Below are 20,189 nucleotides of genomic sequence, written 5' to 3'. Positions count from 1 at the left end.
AACCCTCGGCTGGAGGACTCCGGCTGAAGTGTTTCAGCAGGTCCTGGCTGACAGTGCACTGACCGCTTGACACCGCCATATAGGCGTACTGGTACGCCACACGCCACTACTCGACCATGGCTCGAGGGCCAGGGTGTGAGGAACGAGGCGCGAGGCCCGGGGCGCGAGGAACCGGGCTCGAGGACCATGGCTCGAGGACCAGGGTGCGAGGGCCAGGGGCGAGGGCCAGTGTGCGAGGAACGGGGCTCGAGGCCCAGGGCGCGAGGCGCCGGGCTCGCAGCTGCGGCCACGAGCCGAGCCACGCGCGGCACCGGAATCACAGGCACGCGGCTCGGAAGCATGGGGCCGGGCCTGCAAGGCACTGCCCCGCCCGATCAGGACGTGCCGTCATTCCTGCCGTGCCGGAGCTCGTCCACCCGCTGCAGCGCACGCAGCTGCGGGGGGTTGAACAGCTCCGCGAAGGCGAGCCCGAGCACCAGGCGGGCCTGGTCCTCGCCGACGGGGGAGCCCACGGCCGGATCCCGCAGGCGCGGCCGCTCGCGGTCGGCGTCCTCGACCGCGGCCGCCATCCGGCGCGCGAGACCCTCGACCGTCTCCGCGTCGGCCGTCGGCGCCAGCGTCTCGAACTCCTCGTCGACCTCGTCGCCGACCACCAGCGCCTGCCGGTACTCCTCGAGCGCGTCGGGTCCCATCACCGTGGAGAACAGGGTCAGCAGGGAGCGCTGACGCTCGCTGAGCCCGCGGGATAGCGCCTCAAAGCCCGACGGGGTGTCGGCGCGGGCGCGGTGCGCACGGAGCATCGCCAGCTCCGCCCGGGCCTGCGCGAGCTGGCGCATCGAGCCCTCGAGCTCGGCGTCGACCTCGTCGAGCACGGCCACGGAGTTCTCGTCCTCGCGCAGGATCGCCCCGATCCGGGTCAGCGGCACCCCGCGCGCGGCGAGGCGGCGGATCTGGAGCAGCCGCACCAGGTGCCGCGTCGTGTACTGCTTGTAGCCGTTGGAGAGGCGCTCGGGCTCCTCGAGCAGGCCGATCCGGTGGTAGTGGCGCACCGTCGGCGTCGAGGTGTCCGCCAGGTGGGCCAGCTGACTGGTGATCCAGGCCATGCCTCCTCCGTCCTCCTCGTCACCGCAGCATGACGGGGACGAGATACCTCAGGGTGAACGCCTCGTAGAGCGCGCCGACGACGAGCAGCACCAGCGCCGCCAGGCCCAGCACGCCCAGCAGCCGCAGCCCCGCCCCGTAGGCGCGGACGCGGGAGGTCTCCTCCACGAAGGCGGGCGTGATCCAGGCACGGCCCAGCAGGTATGCGCCGAGGACCAGCAGGATGTACGCCTGGAACTCGATGACCAGGGTGAGGGAGTGCGGGATCAGGATGGTCCAGGTGGTCGGGTCGGTGGGGGCGAGGGTGACCCCGATGACCACTGCACGATAGGCGAGGATCGCGATGCCCAGGAAGGGGATCACGAGGGAGGGCAGCACGATCGAGAACAGCCCGACGGTGATCGTGTTGACGCCGAGGATGGTCACGGCGAACAGCCACACGTTCGACAGCAGCCGTCCGACGAGGTCGGCGGTGCCGTCGGTCTCGAGGGATTCCGCCCTCCCGGCGGCCAGCTCCGGCATGGCGAGGCCCAGTGCGAACCCGCCCAGGACCAGCCCGTACATGAGCAGGTTCGCGAGGAGATAGACGCGAAGGTTCGCGCGGATGATCTGCAGCGGTCGACGGACGAGGGACATCTGAGGCTCCTGGGATCGGGGCCCGGGTGCTCCGAGCCGATGCCCCGATCACAGACCCTGCTCCTGGAGCAGGGTCAAGCCTCGGGTCCGGCGGGGTCGCGCCGGTCACGTCGCAGCACCGGCCCGACTGCGTCGATCACCACCTGGAACACGGGGTCGGGGGCCTCGGACGCGGTCACGCCCGCCGCCTCGGCCCAGGCCGGGGCCAGGCGTCCGCCCTCCGCGTCGCGGGCGGCGAGCTCCCGGGAGAACACCCGGGCGGCGCGGCCGGTCGCGGAGCCGTCGGCCGCGAGCGCCTCGGCGGCCGACGCCACCGCACGCACGACGAGCCGGTCGTCGGCCTCGTCGTCCGCGCTGCACACCTCCGCGAAGGCGCGCAGTCCGGTGCGCCAGGCCTGGCCCTGCTCGGCCACCACGTGCGGGGACCAGGCGCGGGCCGCTGCTCGCAGCGCTTCGCCGGCGCCGGCGCCGATCTCCTCGGCCACGCGGGCGGCGTCGGCCGCGGCCCGTGCCCCGGAGCCCAGCGAGACGAGCACCGCCCGGTCGCCGTGCTCGGCGCGTTCCCCGGCGTCGGCGATCGCGGCGTAGGCGTCGCGGATGCATCCCGCGTCGAGCGCGCGCGGGCCCGGAGGTTCTGCGGCGCGGGCACGATCGGCGATGACGGCGTCGTGGCCGAGGGCGTCGGGGTCGATGCCGCGGGTGAGGTCGTGGGCGTGATGCCGTGCGCTGCGGGGTTCCCTGCTCATGCGATCCCTCCCGGGGATGTCGTGGCCGGCGGGCACTCTCCCGGCCCGGCCCGCGGCGGGGCCGGGCCGGGAGCATGCGGGGTCAGGCGAGGAAGTCCGCGAGCGCCGCGTTGACCTCGTCGGCGTGGGTCCACAGCAGGCCGTGGGGCGCGCCCTCGACCTCGATGTAGGCAGCCTCGGGCAGAGCTTCGCGGAAGCGGCGGGCGGTGGCGTCGATCGGCAGGATGTTGTCGGCGGTGCCGTGCAGGATCAGGGCGGGCTTACCGCTCTCCCGCACCGCCTCGACGTCCGCGCGGAAGTCCTCGATCCAGGCGGGGACCACGGCGTACGCCGCTACCGGTGCGCTCGAGACGGCGACGTTCCAGCTGCCGTCCACCGCCTCCTGGCTGATGCGCGTGCCCAGGGTGTCCTCGAGGTTGTAGAAGTTCGAGAAGAACTGGGTGTACCAGGCGTAGCGGTCCTCGCGCGCGGCCGCGGCGATGCCGTCGAAGACGTCCTGCGGGACGCCCTCGGGGTTGTCGTCGCGCGCCACCAGGAACGGCTCGAGGGAGGCGAGGAAGGCAAGCTTCGCGATCCGGTCGTGGCCGTGACGGGAGACGTACCGGGCGAGCTCCCCGGTGCCCATGGAGAAGCCCACGAGCACCGCGTCGCGGAGATCCAGCGTCTCGAGCACGGCGTGGAGGTCGTCGGCGAAGGTGTCGTAGTCGTAGCCGGTGTGCACCTTCGAGGAGCGGCCGAAGCCGCGCCTGTCGTAGGTGACCACACGGTGCCCGGCGGCGAGCAGCTCGCGGGTCTGCTTCTCCCAGCTGTGACCGTTCAGGGGGTAGCCGTGGATCAGGACCACCGGCCGGCCTGCGCCCTGGTCCTCGTAGTACAGCTCGATCGGGGTGGAGTTCTCGTGTCCGACGGTGATCTGGCCCATGGGCGGGTCCTCTCCTGGAGTGTGTCCTCGAGGATGTGCAGGGGTGGCCGGCGAGGCCTCTCGGGGACGATGGGGCGGCGCGGACGCGGCCGTCCTCCCCAGTCTACACCGTGTTCCCGGGACAGGGTCAAGCGGAGGGGTATCCCCGCCGAGTGCGGCCTCGTCGGCCAGGTGCTCACGGGCGGCCCGGGTATCGGAGGCATCTCCCGCGGAGCCCTACTTCCTGCGCTGCGTGGTCTCGACGCTGCCGATGGCGGCAGCTCCCTCGCGGAGCGCGGCGCGGGCGGCGGCCCAGCCGCCACCGTCCACGCCCAGGGCGCTGCGGAGGTAGGCCGTGGTCATCCGCTGGATGACGGCGACCCGCTCCGGGTCCGCGTCGGTCGTCTCGGCGACCTCGTCCCCGACGATCCCTCCGAGCGAGTGCTCGGCTCCGTGGAGGGTCAGCAGATCGGTCGCGCCGGGGCTGTGCGTGTAGGCGTCGGTGAACCAGTCCGGCCCCCGTCGGGACATCGCGGACTGGTCGCGGTCCCCGGCGACGACGAGCGTGGGCGTGGTCAGCTCGCGGAACGACGGGCGCATGAAGGGGAAGTGCTCCCGGGCGAAGGGTTGCAGGTCGTCCCCGGCGAGACCGGTGGCGGCGAGCAGCACGCCTGCGGAGACGCGAGGGTCGGACATGTCCTCGCCGACCCGCCTCTCCTCGTCCAGGATCCGTGCGCCGAGGAGCGTCTGGGCGCTCTGCCCGCCCCAGGAGTGGCCGGCGACCCCGACCCGGCCGTGGTCGATGCGGCCGGCGAGCCCGGGCACGGCCGCCTCGAGGCTGTCGAGCTGGTCCAGGATGCGGGTCAGATCGGCGATCCGCTCGGTCCAGATCCGCGGGAAGACGGGGTGGTCGAACCCGAAGCCGTTCCGGCGCGAGTCCAGGTGCGTGGGCTGGATGGTCACGAAGCCTCGCGAGGCCCAGAACGAGGTGAGCGGCGCGTAGCCGTCGAGGTTCCAGCCGTTGCCATGGGAGAACAGCACGACGGGGAGGTCGGTGCCCCGTGTCGGGGCCGAGATGCGGACTGTCAGGGGGACCGGTCGGCCGGGAGCGGTGAGCTCGAGAGGGGCGACGGAGACGACCGGGCCGCCGGTCCCGACGATGCCGTCCAGCGTCGTGACGATCGATGGGGTCATGCGCGTTCCTTCCTGGGCGCGGCGCTCTGCGACACTTGTTATCGGAGCGACGTTCCGCAACATATCGGAACGATGATCCGTAATCAAGGGATCGGCATCGGCGGGCGAGGAGCAGCACATGGACGACGTGGAGCAGGGGTGGCCGGACGAGGGGCGGACCGCACCGGTAGGACGCCCGCGGAGGAGTCGGCAGGCGCTCCTCGACGCCGCGGGGGAGGTGTTCGTGAGTTCGGGGGTCGACGCCCCTGTGCGGGAGATCGCGGCGCAGGCCGGGGTCGGTGTCGGGACCATCTACCGCCACTTCCCGACGCGCTCGGAGCTCGTGGTCGAGGTGTACCGGCACCAGGTCGAGGCCTGCGCCGAGGCGGGCCCGCGCCTGCTCGCGCAGAGCGATACCCCCGAGGCGGCACTGAGGGCATGGGTGAGGATCTTCGTCGAGTTACTGGTGACGAAGCACGGGCTGGCCACGGTGATGCGCGAGGGCGGCGACGAGTCCGACGCGCTGCACGCCTACTTCGTCGACCGCCTCGTCCCGGTCTGTGGAGCGCTCCTCGAGGCAGCGGTCGAGCGCGAGCCCGACGGGCCGGTCGTCGAGGCGTACGGCGTGCTCAGGGGGATCGGCAATCTCTGCATCGGGGCCGGGGGCGATCCGCGCTACGACGCCGAGGCGCTCGTGCAGCTCCTCATCTCCGGGGTGCTCGCGGGAGCCGTCCGCTGAGGCGCCGGAGGGTCCTCTCGTCCGCGGCGGACCCTTCGACCTTCCCGGGGCGGACGGCGGCGCCGACCAGGGCGGTGAGCGCCGCCGCGCAGAAGGCGGCGGTCGCGCCCGATCGCTCCGTCAGCGCCCCGATGACGGGGGAGCCCGCCGCCTGCCCGAGCGCGATCACCAAGAAGGCGATGCCGACGCCGATCGCGGGCCGCTCCGTGTGGATCCCCGTGCCCCAGAGCAGCAGCACGCCCGTCAGCCCGATGTAGGCGGCCCCGAAGGCCGCGGCGGCGACGAGGGTGACCGCGACCGGCGAGGGTAGGACGAACGCCGCGGTGGCGACCGCGAGCACTGCCATCCCTGACGCCCATGCGGCGCGGATCCCGAGCCGCTCGGCGAGGTCGCCGGCGGCGGCCCCGAGCGCCCCGAACGCCCCGAGGACGATCCACGCGATCGTCGAGGCGACCTCGCTCATGCCTGCCGTGCTCATCAGCACGCTCCGGCCGAAGGTCCACACCGCCGTGCTGGAGATCCCCAGCAGAGCTGCGGCGGTGACCAGTCGCGCCGTCCCGTGAGGCAGCCGCGCACGCACCGCCTTGCCGCGCCCCCGGGGCGCGGCCGCCTGCTCGGCCGGGCTCGGGCCGCGCCCTCCCGGGCCGGTGTCGGGTGTCGTGTCGGAGGGGACCGCCCGCGCGACCCACAGCGTCACGGCGGCGCAGGCGATCGCGAAGACCAGCCACGCGAGGCGCCAGCTCTCCAGGGTGAGCAGCGCGACCGGTCCCGCCATCGCCACCCCGAGCCCCGTGCCCGCGTTGATCACCGCCTGCACACGGCTGCGCGCAGCCGGTGCGACCGACCGGGCGACGGCGTGCGCGAGCGGCGGGGAGGCCGCTCCCGTGCTCGAGCCCGCCAGCAGCACGCCGAGGGCGAGCGCGGCCGTCGTGGGCGCCGCGGCGATCAGGAGCGTCCCCGTGGTGGCGACGGCACCAGCGATGACCGCGAGGGCACGCCCGCCGATGCGCGGCGTCAGGACGGTGGACAGCAGGATCGCGAGGCAGTACGCGGCATACGAGCCGGAGGCGAGGAGGCCGGCCGTGGAGGCCTCGAGCGCGAAGTCCCTGCGGAAGGCGGGCAGGAACAGGCCGTAGGCGAAGCGGGCCAGTCCGTAGCACACGGCGATCAGGGAGAGGCCGGCGCCGGTGAGTCGCAGCGTGCCCCGTGCATCCAGCGGTGCCGGCGCGATGGGCCGCGGTCCCTCGCTGCCGCTCGCCGTCGTGCTGTCCGTCCGCATGAGTCGCGCTCACCCTTTCCGCCGCTTCACAGGTCTGTGAACTTCGGTCACGGTACGTACACTGATCTGTGAAGTCAATGAGCCGAGGAGAGTGCCATGCCGAAGGGGGATCCCTCCGAGGTGCTGAGAGCGCCGGAGCTGACCGCGGGGGCCCGACGGCTCCTCGAGACCGCGTCCGCGCTGTTCTACCGAGACGGCCTCCACGCCGTCGGCGTGGACACCATCGCCGCGGAGTCGGGTGTCTCCAAGCGCACCCTCTACGACCGCTTCGGGACGAAGGACCAGCTCATCGCCGCCTCTCTGCAGGTGCGCCACCAGCGCTGGTGGGAACGCATGGAGCGGCGCGTGGCCGCCCACCCCGAGGCGCCGGTGCTCGCGCTGTGCGATGCGTATCGCGAGGACGCCGAGACCGTCGATCGGGGATGCGCCTTCCTCAACGCCGCCGCCGAGCTGCCGGAAGCCCACCCCGCGCACCGCGTGGTCCGCGCCCACAAGCATGCCGTGCGCGAGCGGCTCGCCGAGCTCGTGGAGCTCGCGGTCCCGGGGACGCGGGAGCCCGGGACCCTCGCCGAGCAGGTGTTCCTGCTGCTCGAGGGGGGTATCGCGCAGCGCGGCGTCGACGGGGACGATCGAGCGCTGAGGAGTGCTCGGGCGATGACCGCTCGCCTGCTCGAGGAGCGGGGCGCCGCCCCCGAGGTGCCCGGCGCCCCGTGACCGCGGACGAGCCCGGGAGATCGGTGCCGCACGCCGCTGCCCGAGATCGCCGAGGTCAGGCTCCGTCTGCGCCGATGCGGGCCTGTGCGCGAGCGGCGGCACGGACGAGCACGTCCAGCTGCGCCTCGTTGTAGAGCGAGCGCATCGTCTCGGCCATCGTCTCCGCGGTGACGACCGGGCTGCGCCGCAGCCGGTGACGGGGATCGGTCATCCAGGGATAGCTGCGCTGGACCTGCTCGATCGTCACCGAGAGCTCCTCGACGAGCCGCTCGCGCACGGTCTCGTCGGCGTCCTCGGGGAGCGACTCGAAGGCGAGGGTCGCGGCATCCATGTCCCCCTCGACCGAGCGCCGCACGTCCTCCATGGCCTCAGGGACGTACAGCTGCGCATAGAGGAGCACCATCGCGCGATCGGCGGGGGAGAGCCGCTCGGCGACGTCCGCGAAGCCGGGCGGCGGCGTCGCCACGGAGCCGTGCTCGAGCAGTGCGGCGATCTCGATGCGGGCGCTCCGGGCCCGCTCGACGGTCTCCCGCAGCTCTGCGTCCAGGGCACGGAGCACCTCCGCGGAGGCGCCGACGCCGCCCTCGGTGCGGCGGATCGCCGCGACCGGCACGCCGAGGTCACGCAGCCGACGGATCTGGAGCAGGCGGACGAGATGCTCCGCGCCGTACTGCTTGTAGCCGTTGGGCGCACGGGCGGGCTCATCCAGGAGACCCTGGCGGTGGTAGTAGCGTACGGAGTTCAGGGTCGTGCCCGCCAGATTCGCGAGCTCCCGCGTGCTCCACGTCATGTCGACCCCCGAGGCGGGAGAACTGTGAGCTGTGATGGTAGCCCGGGCCACGCCCGGGGACCAGGGGAGCGGGGCGGGTGGGGAACCGCCCCGCCGACCGCTCGGCGGCATCATCCCGCCGCGTCGGCGAGCTCGGGGGTGCGGGCGGGCTCGTTCGGATCGGTGAACCGGGGGATGGCGCCCTCGTGATCGGCGGAGCCGTCCAGCGGTGACCACGACTCGTAGGTCCGCTCCTCCAGCGGCATCGGCTTCCCCGCGGCGATGATCGTCCGCGCCGGCCGCTCCCCGCCGCGCAGGAAGTCGAGCACCGGGCGGTCGACCTCCTCCGTGCCGTAGGGGAAGATGCCGTGTGCGCTCTCGTTGTCGACGGCGATCAGGCTCGTGTTCGGCAGGCCCGTGCCCGCTGCCCGCCCCTGCTCGAAGGGGGTCATGGAGTCCAGCTCGCTCTGGAGCACGAGGGTCTCGGGGAAGTCCTCGGAGATCTCGGGCCGGGTCACGTCCGTCGGCCAGAAGGCGCACACCTGCGGCGTCTCCAGCAGGCCCAGCTGGGCTGTGAAGGGGGCGACGGCGGACGTCTCGCGGTGGAACTCCTCCCAGTGCTCCTCTCCCTGCACCCAGCGGCCGTCGGTGCACTTGGTGAAGTCGATGACCTGGTCGTAGGTCGCCTCCACGGTGCCGGGCGACGTGTCCGGGGCGGTGGCGAGCTTCTCGAGCTGGGTGAGGGCCGCCCCACGCTGCTCCTCGGGCAGGCTCCTCAGGGAGGTGAGGACGCGGGCCGCGGACTCCTCCGCGTCGAGGTCGCCGGCGGAGGCCTCGCCCTCGGCGATCAGCGCGGCGACCAGCTCCGCGGCCAGGGGGTAGGCGCCGGAGTTCGAGAATGCGACGATGGCGCCCGAGGCGTTCCAGGCGTAGCGGGCCATCAGCTCCGCCTCGGGGGAGGCGGTCGCCGAGAAATATCGCTCCCAGATCGCGGCGGGATCCGTTCCCAGGGCGTAGGTCTCGTCCTGACGGGCCATCCAGTTCATCAGGTGGAGGCGGAACTGTCGGTCGCGGCCCTCGTGCGCCGAGTCGTAGAGGGTCTGGATCGACTCCGCCGTGCCGTCGACCGCGGAGTCGAGCAGCATCCGCTCGATGTTCTCCGCGAACAGCGCTCCGTACCAGGTGCCGAGCCACGTCCCGTAGGAGTAGCCCATGTAGGTGACCGTCTCGAGGCCCAGCAGGTGGCGGAGGAGGTCCATGTCGTAGGCGGTCTGCTCGGTGGTCATGGTCGCGACGTCCGGGTCCTTCGAGCAGGCCTCGCCGATCGCTCGCACGTGCGCGAGATCGCCCTCGGAGGGGTCGTGCTCGTAGCGGCACGGGGCGTGGCTGGACTGCCCGAGCCCGCTCTGGTCGAAGCTGATGTAGTTCGTGGTGGGGCGCAGCTCGGGGGTCTGCGCCTGCACGGTCGACGCGAAGGACAGTCCCGAGGTGTACGGCCCGCCCGGGTGCGCGATGATCGTCGTGCCGTACCGCGGATCCGCGGGGTCGACGTTGTGGGCCCGGGAGACGCGCAGGTCCCAGGTCGACTCGGGGTGCGGATCGTGCCAGTCGCGCGGCACCTGCACCGTCGCGCACTCGACGTTGGAGAGGTCCGCGCCCGGCAGGGGCGCCGCGAGGCCCTCGTCGAAGGTGCACTCCTCCCAGCTCAGCTCCTGGTGGGCGAGCGGTCCGGCCAGCAGCACGACGTCGGGGCCGGTGCCGAGGCCGTGCTCCCCGCCCTCGCCCCGGGAGCGGGCGTCGAGCGACACCGCGGCGACCATGGCGGCGACGAGCGCGGCCAGGGCGAGCACTGCGACCAGGAGCTCCGGGCCGCGCCGCCCGCCGCGGTCGGGGTGGGTGGTCCGGGATCGGGACATGGGAGCTCCTCGTCATCGGGTGCGGGCCCTCGCGGCGCCGTCCGACGGCAGTGCATCCCGTGTTCCCGGGACATGGTCAACAGCCAGAGCCCGGGAGCCGTACCCAGGCCGCCGGACGCGCCCGCGAGGGCCGGGTCACGCCTCTGCGCCCGCCGCCTTGACCCGGACGCGACGTCAGGGTCTTCCCTGTCGCCATGTCACCTGTCGCCCTCGCGTACTACGCCTCCCACCTCCTGAGCCTCCTCGGCAACGGCATCGCTGCCGTCGCCCTACCCCTGATCGTCCTGCAGACCACCGGAAGCCCGCTGGGGATGTCGGTCCTCGCCGCTGCGACGGCGATCCCCTCGGTGGCGGTCGGGCTCTTCAGCGGCGTGATCATCGATCGCATCAACCGGCGCACCGCCTCGATGGTCTCCGATGTCATCTCCGCCGCGGCCATCGCGGCGCTGCCGCTCGCGGACCTGCTGTTCGGCCTGGACCTGGTGTGGTTCGTGCTGCTGGGCATCCTCGGCGCCTTCGGGGACGTCCCGGGGATGACCGCCCGCGAGGTCCTCGCGCCGCGGGTCGCCCGGCATGCCGGACTCGACCTGGAGCGCGTGGTCGGAATGCGTCAGGGCCTGACCTCCCTCGCCCTCGTGCTCGGCCCCGCTGCGGCCGGTGCGATGCTGGCCGTCGTGAACCCGATGTCGGTCCTCTGGATCACTGCGGCGACCTCCGCGCTCGCCGCGGTGGTGACGGGGCTGCTGCCGCGCCGGCTCGGGGCCGTCGAGGCTGATCTCCCCGCGCGCCGGCCCGTGCTGCGGGAGCTCGCCGACGGCTTCCTGACGGTGGCGCGCAGCCGCTTCCTCGCGGGCACGATCGGGATGGTCCTCGGGCTCGCCGTCGCTCTCGCCGGACTGCAGTCGGTCGTCATCCCGATCTATTTCGGCCGGCTCGACCGCCCTGACCTGCTCGGGCTCGTGCTCACCTCCCTCGCCGTCGGCATGCTGCTCGGCGCGGCGCTGTACAGCGCCTTCGGCCCCCGAGCGAGCGCGCGGGTGTGGATGGCGGCGGGGATCCTCGCCACCACGGCGGGTCTGGCGCTGATGGTCTCGCTGCAGTCGCCGGCGGTGATCTTCGCGGGAGCGGCTGTGCTCGGCGCCGGCAACGCCGTGGTCGGTGCGGTCACTGGCGTCCTGCAGCTCCAACGCACTCCCGACGCCCTCCTCGGACGGGTGCTCGGGGTGAAGACGGCGCTGCTGATGGTCGCCGCCCCTGCGGGCATCGCCGTCGCTGGCGTGGTGGCGGATGCGGGGTCCCCGTCGCTGGCAGCGCTCGGCCTGAGCGGGACCTGGGTCCTCGTGCTCCTCGCCGTGCTCGCGACGGGGGCCCTGCGTGATCTGGAGCCCGAGGTGGCAGAGGAGGACGGCACGCGGGCGTGACGCCCTCGCGGCGTCGAGGCCCTCGCGGACGGACAGGCGCAGTCGTCCCCCGCGGAAGGACAGGCGCAGTCGTCCCCCGCGGAGTCAGGGCCCGTCCGGGAGCTCCAGCGTGCGAGCGGGCACCATCGGATCCGTGAAGCGCGGGACCGGGCCGGGATGCTCCGCGACCTCGTCGAGCGGGGACCAGGACTGGTAGGTCCGCTCCTCGAGGGGCATCGGCTTCCCTGCGGCGATGATCGTCGCCCCCGGACGCTCCCCGCCGCGGAGGAAGTCGAGCACCGGTCGGTCGATCTCGTCGGTGCCGTAGGGGAAGATGCCGTGCGCGCTATCGTTGTCGACCGCGATCAGGCTGGTGTGGGGCAGGCCGGTGGCGACTGCCCGACCATGCTCGAAGGGGGTCATGGAGTCGAGCTCGCTCTGGAGCACGAGCGTCTCGGGGAAGCTCTCGTCGGCCTCCGGCCTGATCGTCTCCGTCGGCCAGAAGGCGCACACCTGAGGGGTCTCCAGCAGCCCCAGCTGGGCGGTGAGCGGGGCGATGGCCGCCGTCTCCCGGTGGAACCGCTCCCAATGCTCCTCGCCCTGGGTCCACTGGCCGTCGGTGCACTTGGTGAAGTCGATGACCTCGTCGTAGGTCGCCTGTACCGGTCCCGAACCGGTGTCCGGGTCGGCGGCGAGCGACTCGAGCCGGACGAGGGCCGCCGCGCGCTGGTCCTCGGTGAGTCCCGAGAGGGAGTCGATGACATGGGCCGCGGACTCCGCGGGGTCGCGGGGGCCGACGGGAGCCTCTGCCTCCGCGACGATCGCGGCGACCAGCTCCCCGGCCAGAGGGTAGGCGCCCGAGTTCGAGAAGGCGACGATCGCTCCCGAAGCGTTCCAGGCGTACCGGGCCGTGAGCCCTGCCTCGGGAGCGTCGGTCGCGGCGAAGTACCTCTCCCAGATCGCCGCGGGATCCTCGCCGAGGCCGAACACGTCGTCGTGCCGGGAGATCCAGTTCATCAGGTGGAGCCGGAACTGTCGGTCGCGGCCCTCGTGCGCCGCGTCGTAGAGGGTCTGGATCGAGTCCGCCGTGCCGTCGACAGCGGAGTCGAAGACCATCCTCTCGATGTTCTCCCCGAAGAGCGCGCCGTACCAGGTGCCCAGCCAGGTCCCGTAAGAGTAGCCCAGGTACGTGACCGTCTCCAGGCCCAGCAGATGGCGGAGGAAGTCCATGTCGTAGGCGGTCTGCTCAGTGGTCATGGTCGCGACCGCCGGGTCCTGGGAGCAGGTCTCCCCGATCGCGCTCACGTGGGCGAGGTCGCCCTCGGCCGGGTCGTACTCGTACCGGCACGGCGCATGGCTGGACTGTCCCGGCCCGCGCTGATCGAAGCTCAGGTAGTTGGTGGTGGGACGCAGCTCGGGGGTCTGACTCTGCACGGTCGAGGCGAACGAGAGCCCGGAGGTTTAGGGCCCGCCCGGATGGGCGATGATCGTCGTGCGGTACTCCGGGTCCTCGGGAACGATGTTGACGGCCCGGGAGATGCTCAGGTCCCACGTCGAGCCGGGATCCGGGTCGTTCCAGTCCCGAGGCACGAGGACGGTCGCGCACTCGACGTTGGACAGGTCCGCATCCGGCAGCGGGGCGGCCAGTTCCTCGTCGAAGGTGCACTCCTCCCAGACCAGCTCCTGGAAGGCGAGCGGACCGGCCAGCAGCACGACATCGGGCGTGGTGCCGAGGCCGTGGTCCCGCTCCCCCGCGAGCGTGGAGAAGGAGATGGTCGCGAGCACGGCGGGGACCAGCGCACCCACGGCGAGCACGGCGACCAGGAGCGCCGGACCTCGGCGACGGCCGTGCTCGCGGTCGTCGATCTGTGGTCGGGACATGATCTGTCTCCTCCTGGTCGTCGGCATGCCCGTGCGGCACCGCCCGACGCCAGTGCACCCCGTGTTTCCGGAACATGGTCAACGGGGACGGCATCGCTAGACTGTGGAGGCTCGTGCTGCTGATCGTGCTCGTCCTGCGCGGCCGGTGCGATCAGGAGTTGAGGAAGGTGCCGGATGCTCAGCAGCGAACTGGCCGACCTGGCAGGCGTCACCGTGCGCACCTTGCGTCACTACCACGCGATCGGTCTCCTGCCGGAGCCGCCCCGCTCGTCCGGGGACTACCGGCAGTACGACGTCAGCCATCTCGTCCGCCTGCTGCGGATCACCCGACTGGCGGCGCTGGGAGTGCCGTTGTCGGAGCTCCCCGCCGTGCTGGACGACCCGACGGCTGCGGAGCGGCTGCTCGACGAGCTGGACCGCCGGGCCGCCGCCGAGATCGAACGACTCAGCGCCCGCCGGGACAGCATCGACCTGCTGCGGCGCACGGGTGTCCCTGCCTACCTTCCCCCCGAGCTCTCCGCCTGGCGCTCCGCGTCGGAGTCGGGGGCGCCCGCCGACATGGTCCGGTACGAGGACGAGCAGCTGATCCTGCTCGCCCATCTGCTGGGGAGGGAGGGCACGGCCGACCTGGCCGCCCGACTCGGCCGCACGGGGGAGGCCGGACGGGCGGCCGCCGAGATAGAGGCGCGCTTCTACGCCCTCGATGCCGAGACGCCGGAGCCGGAGGTGGAGACGCTGATCGAGCAGTGGCTCGAGCTCATCCGGCCGGTGGCCGACACGATGAAGGACGTGTCGTTCCGCGCCCCGCGGGCTCTCGCGCTGCTGGAGCAGCTGGAACGGCGCAGCCTCAATCCGGTGCAGCAGCGAGTGATGCGCACCCTCCAGGAGTGCCTGGAGGACGCGGAGGGGCGCTGAGCTCGCCGAGCCGAGCGTGCGGTGGAGCGCTCGATGTGACCGGCGCAGCTCCGCAGCGGGCCCACGCTTGACCCGGACGTGACGTCATGGTGCGAGATGGGGCCTCACGCCCACCGAACGACACCTTGGAGGCTCCCTCATGAACGCCGCGGCGACCCGCTCCCCCAGGACGAGGAACGTCCCCTCCGGCACCGAGTACCACCAGGCGCTCGCCGGTCCGAGACGGAGGATCGCCCGAGGGCTGCTGGCCATCGGCCTGCTCGTCGCGGGGATGGCGGTCTCGGCCCTGCTGCTCTCCGCGGCGGCCATGTGGCTCGAGGGCATCGTCCGCCCGGACGCCGTCTCCGACGAGCCGATGAACTCGCCGTTCGTCGCCGGGGCGGGACTGATCGCCGTCGCCCTGCTGGTCCCCTGGAGCATCGCGATCCAGAGGTGGCTCTACGGGGTCGGTCGCGGGTCGATGCATTCGGTGCTGGGCCGCTTCCGGTTCGATCTGTTCGGGCGCGCGCTCGTCATGATCGTGCCGCTGTTCGCGATCGCGCTGTCCGTCCAGGAGTTCACCTCACCTGCCGACTCCGTGACGTGGGCGCGGGGCGATCTGCTCGCCATGTTCCTCATGACGGTCCTTCTGGTGCCTCTGCAGGCAGCGGGTGAGGAGTACGGCTTCCGGGGCCTGATCCTGCGGGTCGCGGGCAGCTGGGTGCGCGGTCGCATCCCGGCGCTCGTGCTCGGCATCGGCGTGTCCGCACTGGCCTTCGCGATGCTCCATGCCGCGCCCGACCCGGGCTGGAACCTGTTCTATCTCGTGGTCTCGGTGGCGACCGGGCTCGTCACCTGGCGGACGGGTGGTCTCGAGATCGCCGTGCTCATCCACGCGTCCTTCAACGTCTTCTACTTCAGCTTCGGGCTCGTGCCGCAGGCGGATCTCGCCGAGCGCTTCGACCGTTCGGCGGGGGCGATGACCCCGTCGCTGTTCATCCCGGCCACCCTCGCCCTGGCCCTCGTCACCGCCGTGGTGTGGCTGCGCACGCGGCGCACCGGACCGGTCACCGCGCCGACGACCTGACCGGTCCACCTCGATCCCGGCCACCGCGCCGCCCGCAGCGGGCGGAGGCCCTTGCCCGAAAGGACGCCATGTTCACCCTCTCGAAGAGCATCGACATCGCCGCCTCCCCGCACCGTGTGTGGGAGGTCCTCACCGACACCGCCGCCTACCCGGAGTGGAACTCGTTCATGACCGAGCTGAGCGGGGAGCTGCGTGTCGGCTCCCGCCTCGCCGTGACGATCGAGCCGCCCGGCGGGCGGACGCAGCGCTTCACACCGACCGTCACCGACCTCGAGCCCGAGCGGCACCTGGCCTGGCTGGGGCGCCTGCTGGTCCCCGGGCTCTTCGACGGCGCCCACTCCTTCGAGCTCGAACCGCTCGGGGACGACTCCACCCGCTTCACCCAGTCGGAGCGGTTCACCGGTCTGCTCGTGCTCCCGCTGCGCGGGATGCTGCGCTCCACCGGGGACGGCTTCGCCGCGATGAACTCGGCGCTGGCCTCACGTGCGGAGTCGTGAGCGGCCGGTGCCGAGAGGTCAGGCGATGGGTCCCTCGTAGTCCAGCCAGAAGTCGACGGCGGCAGCGCGCGGGCGGGGCGCGACCTGGCCGCCGGCACCGCTGAGCTCCATCACCTGCTCGGGGGCGCTGCGGTGGGTCGGCCAGTTCGGACGAGAGGGTCCGTTGGGGTCGCCGGTGCGGGCGAAGTCCACCCAGTAGCCGCTCAGCTGGTCCCGGAGCCGATGGTCCGCCTCCGTGTAGTCGGCGTCGTGGTCCGCGCCGAGGTTGTCGAAGGCGTAGGCGACCTCGGCGCCGTGGTACGCCCCGTATCTCTCCAGGCCCTTCTCCGGCGGCGTGTGCGTGAAGAAGTACAGGTACGCCTCGGCCGTGGCGGAGCCGGAGTGCAGGCGTGCCCAGCGCAGCATCGCGCGGGTCATGACGCTGTCCGTCTGCGCCTGCAGGGTCGAGTCCCGTGCCTGCTCAGGGGTGTCTCCCGGATACAGCGCGAGGTACTGCTCGGCGAGGTCCCCGTAGGTCTCCCGTGCGTCCGCGCGGTACTCCTCGACCTCCGGCGTGCCGGGGAGGGCGAGGGCGAGCGAGGCCTCGTCGGCGTTGCTGCCGATGAGGATCGGGACGTCGAGCTGACGACCTGAGGCATAGATCTCCGAGGGGGAGGCGGGCAGGACGTGCCCGTCGACGGAGGGGCGCCAGTGCTGGTCGAGGTCGGCCGAGGCGTCCAGGAGGCGGTCGAGCGGCATCTCCCGCATCTCCTCGATGCTCGCGCCGTCCAGGCGCTCGCTCAGGAGCTCCCCGGCCTGCTCGGCCGCCTCGCGGGTGTCGTACTGGTCGCCGTCCGACGTCGATCCGGTGGTGCCCATGCAGGCACCGCTGCTGCCGATGATCCCGGAGACGAGCCCGGTGGTCAGCGGTGACGCGCCAAGGATGCACACGCTCTCTCCGCCGGCCGACTCGCCGGCGACGGTGATCCGGTCGGGGTCCCCGCCGAAGGAGGCGATGTTCTCCTGCACCCATTCGAGTGCGGCGATCTGGTCCTGGATCCCGTAGTTGCCCGAGGCGCCGTCGGCGGACTCCGCGGCGAGGTCCTCGTGGGCCAGGAAGCCGAGCACGCCCAGCCGGTAGTTCAGGGTCACGGTGATGACGTCCCCGCGGGAGGCGAGCGCCTCGCCGTCGTAGAGGGGCAGCGCCCCCGAGCCGGTCGCGAAGCCCCCTCCGGGGATGTAGACGATCACCGGCAGAGCCTCGGACCCCGGGGCGGTGCTGCGCCAGATGTTGAGGGAGAGGCTGTCCTCGCTGGTGCGGTACGGGTTCAGCAGGGTTCCCTCGAGGGGCGCCTGGACGATCCGGGAGAGAGCGCGGGAGGTGAAGCGGGAGGTCGGCTGCACGGGGACGGGGGAGAAGCGGTCGGCATGCAGCACCTGCTCACGCGGTGCGGGGCGCGTCGGGGCGCTCCAGCGCAGCGAGCCCACCGGGGGCGCGGCGTACGGGATGCCGGCGAAGATCTCCACCGTGCGCTCATCGTTGACCACGCCCTGCACCGGGCCCTCGCTGGTCGCGACGGGCGGCGTCCGAGCCGGATCGCTGCCGCCCGCCGGCCGCGTCCCCGCCGGCGGGTGGGCAATCACGGCCGTGGTGAGGACGAGGGCGGCCCCGGCCAGTCCCGCGAGAACGCGCACGAGGGCCCGTGATCTGCGCAGGCCGTGCAGCAGCGCCGCCAGGCACAGGAGCGCCGTCAGGGTGAGGAGCCCTCCCCACCACGGCGTCCGGTTGAGCCAGCCCAGCGCGGCCGCACCGAGGGCGGCCGCGACGAGCAGGGCGACCTCCAGCGGAGACCGCGCGATCGGGCGCAGCAGCTCCCGCGGGCGCCGCGCCGTCGGGGCGGGCCCTCCGTCCTCTCGCTCGTGCATGGCTCGCCCTCCTGGTCGGTGCGCTGGCCTCGGTGTGAGGCGCGGACCCCTCAGTGAAGAGCCTGTTGCGAGAACAGGGTCAACTCGAGCAGGAGGTCTGCTCCACCCGTGCTCCGGGCAGCTCGTCACCGGCGCCAGAAGAAGCAGTGCTCGACCCCGCTCGGCGCCGCGATCCGTTCGAGGTGGAAGCGGTCCGCGAGCTCCTCGGGCCGCTCCCACAGACGCAGCCCGTGGACGTACTCGATCGGTGAGATCGCCACGTGCATCTCGTCGACGAGATCGGCGTCGAGGAACTCCCGCACGGTCGTGACGCCTCCGCCGATCCGCACGTCCTTGCCGGCCGCGAGCTCGAGCGCCCGCTCGAGGGCCTGCTCCGGGCCGGCGTCGAGGAAGTGGAACGTCGTCGCGCCGACGGTGAGCGGCTCCCGCTCGTGATGGGTGAGCACGACGACGGGGGTGCGGAAGGGCGGCTCCTCGCCCCACCAGCCGATCCAGCCGTCGTCGGTCCAGGGGCCGCGCTGGGGCCCGAACTTGTGCCGACCCATGATCTCGGCCCCGATGCCAAGCGAGAAGGCGCGGGTCAGGTGGTCCTCGAGGCCGCGGGACCCGCCGGGCTCGGTGCGGCCGGGGAAGCTCGCGGTCTCGAAGGCCCAGCCCATGAGCTCGCCAGGGTCGACGTGGCCGAAGGGTCGCTCGAGGGTCTGCTCCTCACCGGCACCGATGCCGTCGAGGGAGACGCCGAAGTTCTGCACACGCACGCGCGGGGTCATGGGGAATCCTCTTCGAAGGGGTCTCCATGGTGCGCGGTGCGACGAGCCGTGTCACCCCCGCCCCGAGGCACGACACCGGCGGCTCCCCCGCGAGGGAGCCGCCGGTGCTCTCAGCGCGAGGTGGGCGCCGAGCAGATCAGTCCCGCTCGTCCTTGCCGAGCAGGCCGTCGACCGCGCCCTTGACGGTGTCCCGGGCGTCCTGGAGCTTGTCCTTGACGTCGGCCCTGCCCTGCTGGGCCTGACCCTCGGCCTCGGTCGCCCTGTCGCCGGTGAGCTTGCCGAGACCCTCCTTGGCCTGGCCGCCCAGCTTGTCCTTGGCATTCTCGAACTTCTCGTCGGTGCTCATCGCTGACCTCCTGTGTCGAGGGGGCGCACTCGATCTCGTGCGTCGTGCCGAGTCTAGAGCGGCGATGCCGCGCAAGGCCGACCTCCTGGTCGGAACCCCGAGGCCGTACAGGGCGCGGTCCGTCGGCGGATCCGTCGACCACCACGGTCCCATGCCGTGTACGCTTCCCCGCATGCAGAAGCGTTGGCAGTTCTATGCGATGTCGGCTCCGGAGGGGCCGGCCGCCGTGTAGCGCAGCCAACCCTCTCCAGAGCCGACAAGGGCAGAGCATCCGCTCTGCCCTTCGCCGTTCCCGGCGGGCTCTGCACAGCGGGTCCGCCCCTCCCAGGACAGGACCCCACCGATGACCCTTCTCACCGCCGCTCCCGCCGTCGACCGCCACGTCGCGTCCATCACGGCGCTGCCCTCCCCGTCCGATCTCCTCGCCGAGCAGCCGCTGGACCCTGTGCTCTCCGCCCAGGTCGCCGCGCACCGCGAGCAGGTCCGCGACGTGCTCAGCGGGGTCGACGACCGTCTGCTCGTGGTCGTCGGACCCTGCTCGATCCACGACCCGGAGGCCGGGGCCGACTACGCGAGCCGTCTCGCCACGCTGCGCGCCGAGCTGCAGGACGATCTGCTGCTGGTGATGCGCACCTACTTCGAGAAGCCGCGCACCACCGTCGGCTGGAAGGGACTGATCAACGACCCGCACCTCGACGGCTCCCACGACATCGCGGCCGGGCTCCGCGCCGCACGTGCGTTCCTGCTCGAGGTCACCGCCCTCGGCCTGCCCTGCGCGACCGAGTTCCTCGAGCCGATCAGCCCGCAGTACATCGCGGACCTGGTCAGCTGGGGCGCGATCGGGGCCCGCACCGCCGAGTCGCAGATCCATCGCCAGCTCGCCTCGGGACTGTCGATGCCGATCGGGGTCAAGAACGGCACCGACGGCGGGATCCAGGTCGCGCTCGACGCGCTCCTCGCCGCCTCCGCCCCGCAGTCCTTCCTCGGCATCGACGCCGACGGGAGGGCCGCGCTGGTCGCCACGACCGGCAACCCGGACCTCTCCCTCATCCTGCGCGGCGGGGCCGACGCACCGAACTTCGCCCCCGCCCAGGTCGCGGAGGCCGCAGGTCGGCTGGAGGCGGCAGGGCTCCCGCAGCGCCTGATCATCGACGCCTCCCACGCCAACAGCGGCAAGGACCACGTGCGCCAGCGGGAGGTCGCGGGGCTGCTGGCCGAGCAGGTCGCGACAGGCGGCGCCGCGATCGCCGGGATCATGCTCGAGAGCAACCTGCTCGGCGGCGCGCAGAAGCTCGACCCCGAGGTCGGCCCCATCGGGCTCGTCCGCGGCCGCTCGGTGACCGACGCCTGCATGGGCTGGGACGCGACCGAGGAGGCGCTGCGCGAGCTCGCCGCCGGGACGCGCCGCCGTCGGGGCTGAGCGACTCGGCCTCCC

20 protein-coding genes are annotated in these 20,189 nt (G+C 72.6%); 7 read left to right on the top strand and 13 right to left on the bottom strand.

Features of this window, described 5'->3' with window-relative positions:
• Nucleotides 1-374: 374 nt before the first annotated feature.
• The 5 genes from L3K22_RS01960 to L3K22_RS01940 all read right to left on the bottom strand — a co-directional run bounded on the left by L3K22_RS01960 (nucleotide 375) and on the right by L3K22_RS01940 (nucleotide 4,578).
• Nucleotides 375-1,103, bottom strand: a complete 729-nt coding sequence (locus L3K22_RS01960) for a helix-turn-helix domain-containing protein (RefSeq protein WP_263309911.1) — start codon at nucleotides 1,101-1,103, stop codon at nucleotides 375-377.
• A 19-nt stretch (nucleotides 1,104-1,122) separates the two neighbouring features.
• Nucleotides 1,123-1,737, bottom strand: a complete 615-nt coding sequence (locus L3K22_RS01955; protein ID WP_263309910.1) for a hypothetical protein — start codon at nucleotides 1,735-1,737, stop codon at nucleotides 1,123-1,125.
• 74 nt (nucleotides 1,738-1,811) lie between these two features.
• The gene (locus L3K22_RS01950; RefSeq protein WP_263309909.1) at nucleotides 1,812-2,483 is read right to left on the bottom strand and encodes a dihydroxyacetone kinase family protein; all 672 of its coding nucleotides are present in this window, start codon (nucleotides 2,481-2,483) and stop codon (nucleotides 1,812-1,814) included.
• Between the two features lie 82 nt (nucleotides 2,484-2,565).
• On the bottom strand, nucleotides 2,566-3,405 hold the full coding sequence (locus L3K22_RS01945; RefSeq protein ID WP_263309908.1) for an alpha/beta fold hydrolase: 840 nt from the start codon (nucleotides 3,403-3,405) through the stop codon (nucleotides 2,566-2,568).
• A gap of 216 nt (nucleotides 3,406-3,621) precedes the next feature.
• Nucleotides 3,622-4,578, bottom strand: coding sequence for an alpha/beta hydrolase family protein (locus L3K22_RS01940; protein ID WP_263309907.1), 957 nt, complete (start codon nucleotides 4,576-4,578; stop codon nucleotides 3,622-3,624).
• A 118-nt stretch (nucleotides 4,579-4,696) separates the two neighbouring features.
• Here L3K22_RS01940 and L3K22_RS01935 point away from each other — a divergent pair, with 118 nt between their 5' ends.
• Complete coding sequence (locus L3K22_RS01935) at nucleotides 4,697-5,296, top strand: TetR/AcrR family transcriptional regulator (protein WP_373317966.1); 600 nt, start codon at nucleotides 4,697-4,699, stop codon at nucleotides 5,294-5,296.
• Here the strand turns inward: L3K22_RS01935 and L3K22_RS01930 are convergent.
• The gene (locus tag L3K22_RS01930; protein ID WP_263309906.1) at nucleotides 5,262-6,575 is read right to left on the bottom strand and encodes an MFS transporter; all 1,314 of its coding nucleotides are present in this window, start codon (nucleotides 6,573-6,575) and stop codon (nucleotides 5,262-5,264) included. The two genes, L3K22_RS01935 and L3K22_RS01930, sit on opposite strands and share 35 nt — an antisense overlap.
• 96 nt (nucleotides 6,576-6,671) lie before the next feature.
• On the opposite strand from L3K22_RS01930, the gene L3K22_RS01925 reads away from it, so the two are divergent.
• Nucleotides 6,672-7,289, top strand: a complete 618-nt coding sequence (locus L3K22_RS01925; RefSeq protein WP_263309905.1) for a TetR/AcrR family transcriptional regulator — start codon at nucleotides 6,672-6,674, stop codon at nucleotides 7,287-7,289.
• Between the two features lie 55 nt (nucleotides 7,290-7,344).
• On the opposite strand, the gene L3K22_RS01920 is transcribed toward L3K22_RS01925, so the two are convergent.
• Nucleotides 7,345-8,079 carry a MerR family transcriptional regulator gene (locus L3K22_RS01920; protein WP_263309904.1) on the bottom strand — a complete coding sequence of 245 codons (735 nt, stop codon included), beginning with the start codon at nucleotides 8,077-8,079 and terminating at the stop codon, nucleotides 7,345-7,347.
• A gap of 110 nt (nucleotides 8,080-8,189) precedes the next feature.
• Nucleotides 8,190-9,974, bottom strand: a complete 1,785-nt coding sequence (locus L3K22_RS01915) for an alpha/beta fold hydrolase (protein ID WP_263309903.1) — start codon at nucleotides 9,972-9,974, stop codon at nucleotides 8,190-8,192.
• Nucleotides 9,975-10,168: 194 nt separating this feature from the next.
• Between L3K22_RS01915 and L3K22_RS01910 the strand changes: the two genes are divergently transcribed.
• Nucleotides 10,169-11,395 (top strand): MFS transporter, encoded by a 1,227-nt coding sequence (locus tag L3K22_RS01910; protein ID WP_263309902.1) that lies wholly within the window; start codon nucleotides 10,169-10,171, stop codon nucleotides 11,393-11,395.
• 84 nt (nucleotides 11,396-11,479) lie between these two features.
• Here L3K22_RS01910 and L3K22_RS01905 read toward each other — a convergent pair whose 3' ends face one another.
• Complete coding sequence (locus L3K22_RS01905; protein ID WP_263309901.1) at nucleotides 11,480-12,808, bottom strand: alpha/beta fold hydrolase; 1,329 nt, start codon at nucleotides 12,806-12,808, stop codon at nucleotides 11,480-11,482.
• Between the two features lie 27 nt (nucleotides 12,809-12,835).
• Nucleotides 12,836-13,255 (bottom strand): hypothetical protein, encoded by a 420-nt coding sequence (locus L3K22_RS01900; RefSeq protein ID WP_263309900.1) that lies wholly within the window; start codon nucleotides 13,253-13,255, stop codon nucleotides 12,836-12,838.
• Between the two features lie 174 nt (nucleotides 13,256-13,429).
• Between L3K22_RS01900 and L3K22_RS01895 the strand changes: the two genes are divergently transcribed.
• From L3K22_RS01895 to L3K22_RS01885, 3 genes are all read left to right on the top strand, one after another.
• On the top strand, nucleotides 13,430-14,170 hold the full coding sequence (locus L3K22_RS01895) for a MerR family transcriptional regulator (RefSeq protein ID WP_263309899.1): 741 nt from the start codon (nucleotides 13,430-13,432) through the stop codon (nucleotides 14,168-14,170).
• Between the two features lie 139 nt (nucleotides 14,171-14,309).
• Entirely contained in the window at nucleotides 14,310-15,236 is a 927-nt protein-coding gene (locus L3K22_RS01890; protein ID WP_263309898.1) for a CPBP family intramembrane glutamic endopeptidase, read from the top strand.
• Nucleotides 15,237-15,304: 68 nt separating this feature from the next.
• Nucleotides 15,305-15,733 (top strand): SRPBCC domain-containing protein, encoded by a 429-nt coding sequence (locus L3K22_RS01885; RefSeq protein WP_263309897.1) that lies wholly within the window; start codon nucleotides 15,305-15,307, stop codon nucleotides 15,731-15,733.
• Nucleotides 15,734-15,751: 18 nt separating this feature from the next.
• Here the strand turns inward: L3K22_RS01885 and L3K22_RS01880 are convergent, their stop codons facing one another.
• The 3 genes from L3K22_RS01880 to L3K22_RS01870 form a co-directional block, all read right to left on the bottom strand.
• Complete coding sequence (locus tag L3K22_RS01880) at nucleotides 15,752-17,638, bottom strand: carboxylesterase/lipase family protein (RefSeq protein ID WP_263309896.1); 1,887 nt, start codon at nucleotides 17,636-17,638, stop codon at nucleotides 15,752-15,754.
• Nucleotides 17,639-17,763: 125 nt separating this feature from the next.
• Nucleotides 17,764-18,408, bottom strand: coding sequence for a dihydrofolate reductase family protein (locus L3K22_RS01875; RefSeq protein ID WP_263309895.1), 645 nt, complete (start codon nucleotides 18,406-18,408; stop codon nucleotides 17,764-17,766).
• A 136-nt stretch (nucleotides 18,409-18,544) separates the two neighbouring features.
• A complete protein-coding gene (locus L3K22_RS01870; protein WP_263309894.1) occupies nucleotides 18,545-18,754 on the bottom strand; it encodes a CsbD family protein in 210 nt (69 codons plus the stop codon).
• Between the two features lie 343 nt (nucleotides 18,755-19,097).
• On the opposite strand from L3K22_RS01870, the gene L3K22_RS01865 reads away from it, so the two are divergent.
• On the top strand, nucleotides 19,098-20,174 hold the full coding sequence (locus L3K22_RS01865; protein WP_263309893.1) for a 3-deoxy-7-phosphoheptulonate synthase: 1,077 nt from the start codon (nucleotides 19,098-19,100) through the stop codon (nucleotides 20,172-20,174).
• Nucleotides 20,175-20,189: the final 15 nt, after the last annotated feature.

It is taken from the genome of Brachybacterium atlanticum (assembly GCF_025669985.1).
GTDB lineage: Bacteria > Actinomycetota > Actinomycetes > Actinomycetales > Dermabacteraceae > Brachybacterium > Brachybacterium conglomeratum.
Note: the sequence above shows the minus strand (reverse complement) of the source record. Positions and strands in the feature narration are given on the sequence as shown.

Bases quoted from the DNA above. Each gene is read 5' to 3' on its own strand.
- L3K22_RS01960 (WP_263309911.1), bottom strand. From the start codon at position 1,103: ATGGCCTGGATCACCAGTCAGCTGGCCCACCTGGCGGACACCTCGACG.
- L3K22_RS01955 (WP_263309910.1), bottom strand. From the start codon at position 1,737: ATGTCCCTCGTCCGTCGACCGCTGCAGATCATCCGCGCGAACCTTCGC.
- L3K22_RS01950 (WP_263309909.1), bottom strand. From the start codon at position 2,483: ATGAGCAGGGAACCCCGCAGCGCACGGCATCACGCCCACGACCTCACC.
- L3K22_RS01945 (WP_263309908.1), bottom strand. From the start codon at position 3,405: ATGGGCCAGATCACCGTCGGACACGAGAACTCCACCCCGATCGAGCTG.
- L3K22_RS01940 (WP_263309907.1), bottom strand. From the start codon at position 4,578: ATGACCCCATCGATCGTCACGACGCTGGACGGCATCGTCGGGACCGGC.
- L3K22_RS01935 (WP_373317966.1), top strand. From the start codon at position 4,697: ATGGACGACGTGGAGCAGGGGTGGCCGGACGAGGGGCGGACCGCACCG.
- L3K22_RS01930 (WP_263309906.1), bottom strand. From the start codon at position 6,575: ATGCGGACGGACAGCACGACGGCGAGCGGCAGCGAGGGACCGCGGCCC.
- L3K22_RS01925 (WP_263309905.1), top strand. From the start codon at position 6,672: ATGCCGAAGGGGGATCCCTCCGAGGTGCTGAGAGCGCCGGAGCTGACC.
- L3K22_RS01920 (WP_263309904.1), bottom strand. From the start codon at position 8,079: ATGACGTGGAGCACGCGGGAGCTCGCGAATCTGGCGGGCACGACCCTG.
- L3K22_RS01915 (WP_263309903.1), bottom strand. From the start codon at position 9,974: ATGTCCCGATCCCGGACCACCCACCCCGACCGCGGCGGGCGGCGCGGC.
- L3K22_RS01910 (WP_263309902.1), top strand. From the start codon at position 10,169: ATGTCACCTGTCGCCCTCGCGTACTACGCCTCCCACCTCCTGAGCCTC.
- L3K22_RS01900 (WP_263309900.1), bottom strand. From the start codon at position 13,255: ATGTCCCGACCACAGATCGACGACCGCGAGCACGGCCGTCGCCGAGGT.
- L3K22_RS01895 (WP_263309899.1), top strand. From the start codon at position 13,430: ATGCTCAGCAGCGAACTGGCCGACCTGGCAGGCGTCACCGTGCGCACC.
- L3K22_RS01890 (WP_263309898.1), top strand. From the start codon at position 14,310: ATGAACGCCGCGGCGACCCGCTCCCCCAGGACGAGGAACGTCCCCTCC.
- L3K22_RS01885 (WP_263309897.1), top strand. From the start codon at position 15,305: ATGTTCACCCTCTCGAAGAGCATCGACATCGCCGCCTCCCCGCACCGT.
- L3K22_RS01880 (WP_263309896.1), bottom strand. From the start codon at position 17,638: ATGCACGAGCGAGAGGACGGAGGGCCCGCCCCGACGGCGCGGCGCCCG.
- L3K22_RS01875 (WP_263309895.1), bottom strand. From the start codon at position 18,408: ATGACCCCGCGCGTGCGTGTGCAGAACTTCGGCGTCTCCCTCGACGGC.
- L3K22_RS01870 (WP_263309894.1), bottom strand. From the start codon at position 18,754: ATGAGCACCGACGAGAAGTTCGAGAATGCCAAGGACAAGCTGGGCGGC.
- L3K22_RS01865 (WP_263309893.1), top strand. From the start codon at position 19,098: ATGACCCTTCTCACCGCCGCTCCCGCCGTCGACCGCCACGTCGCGTCC.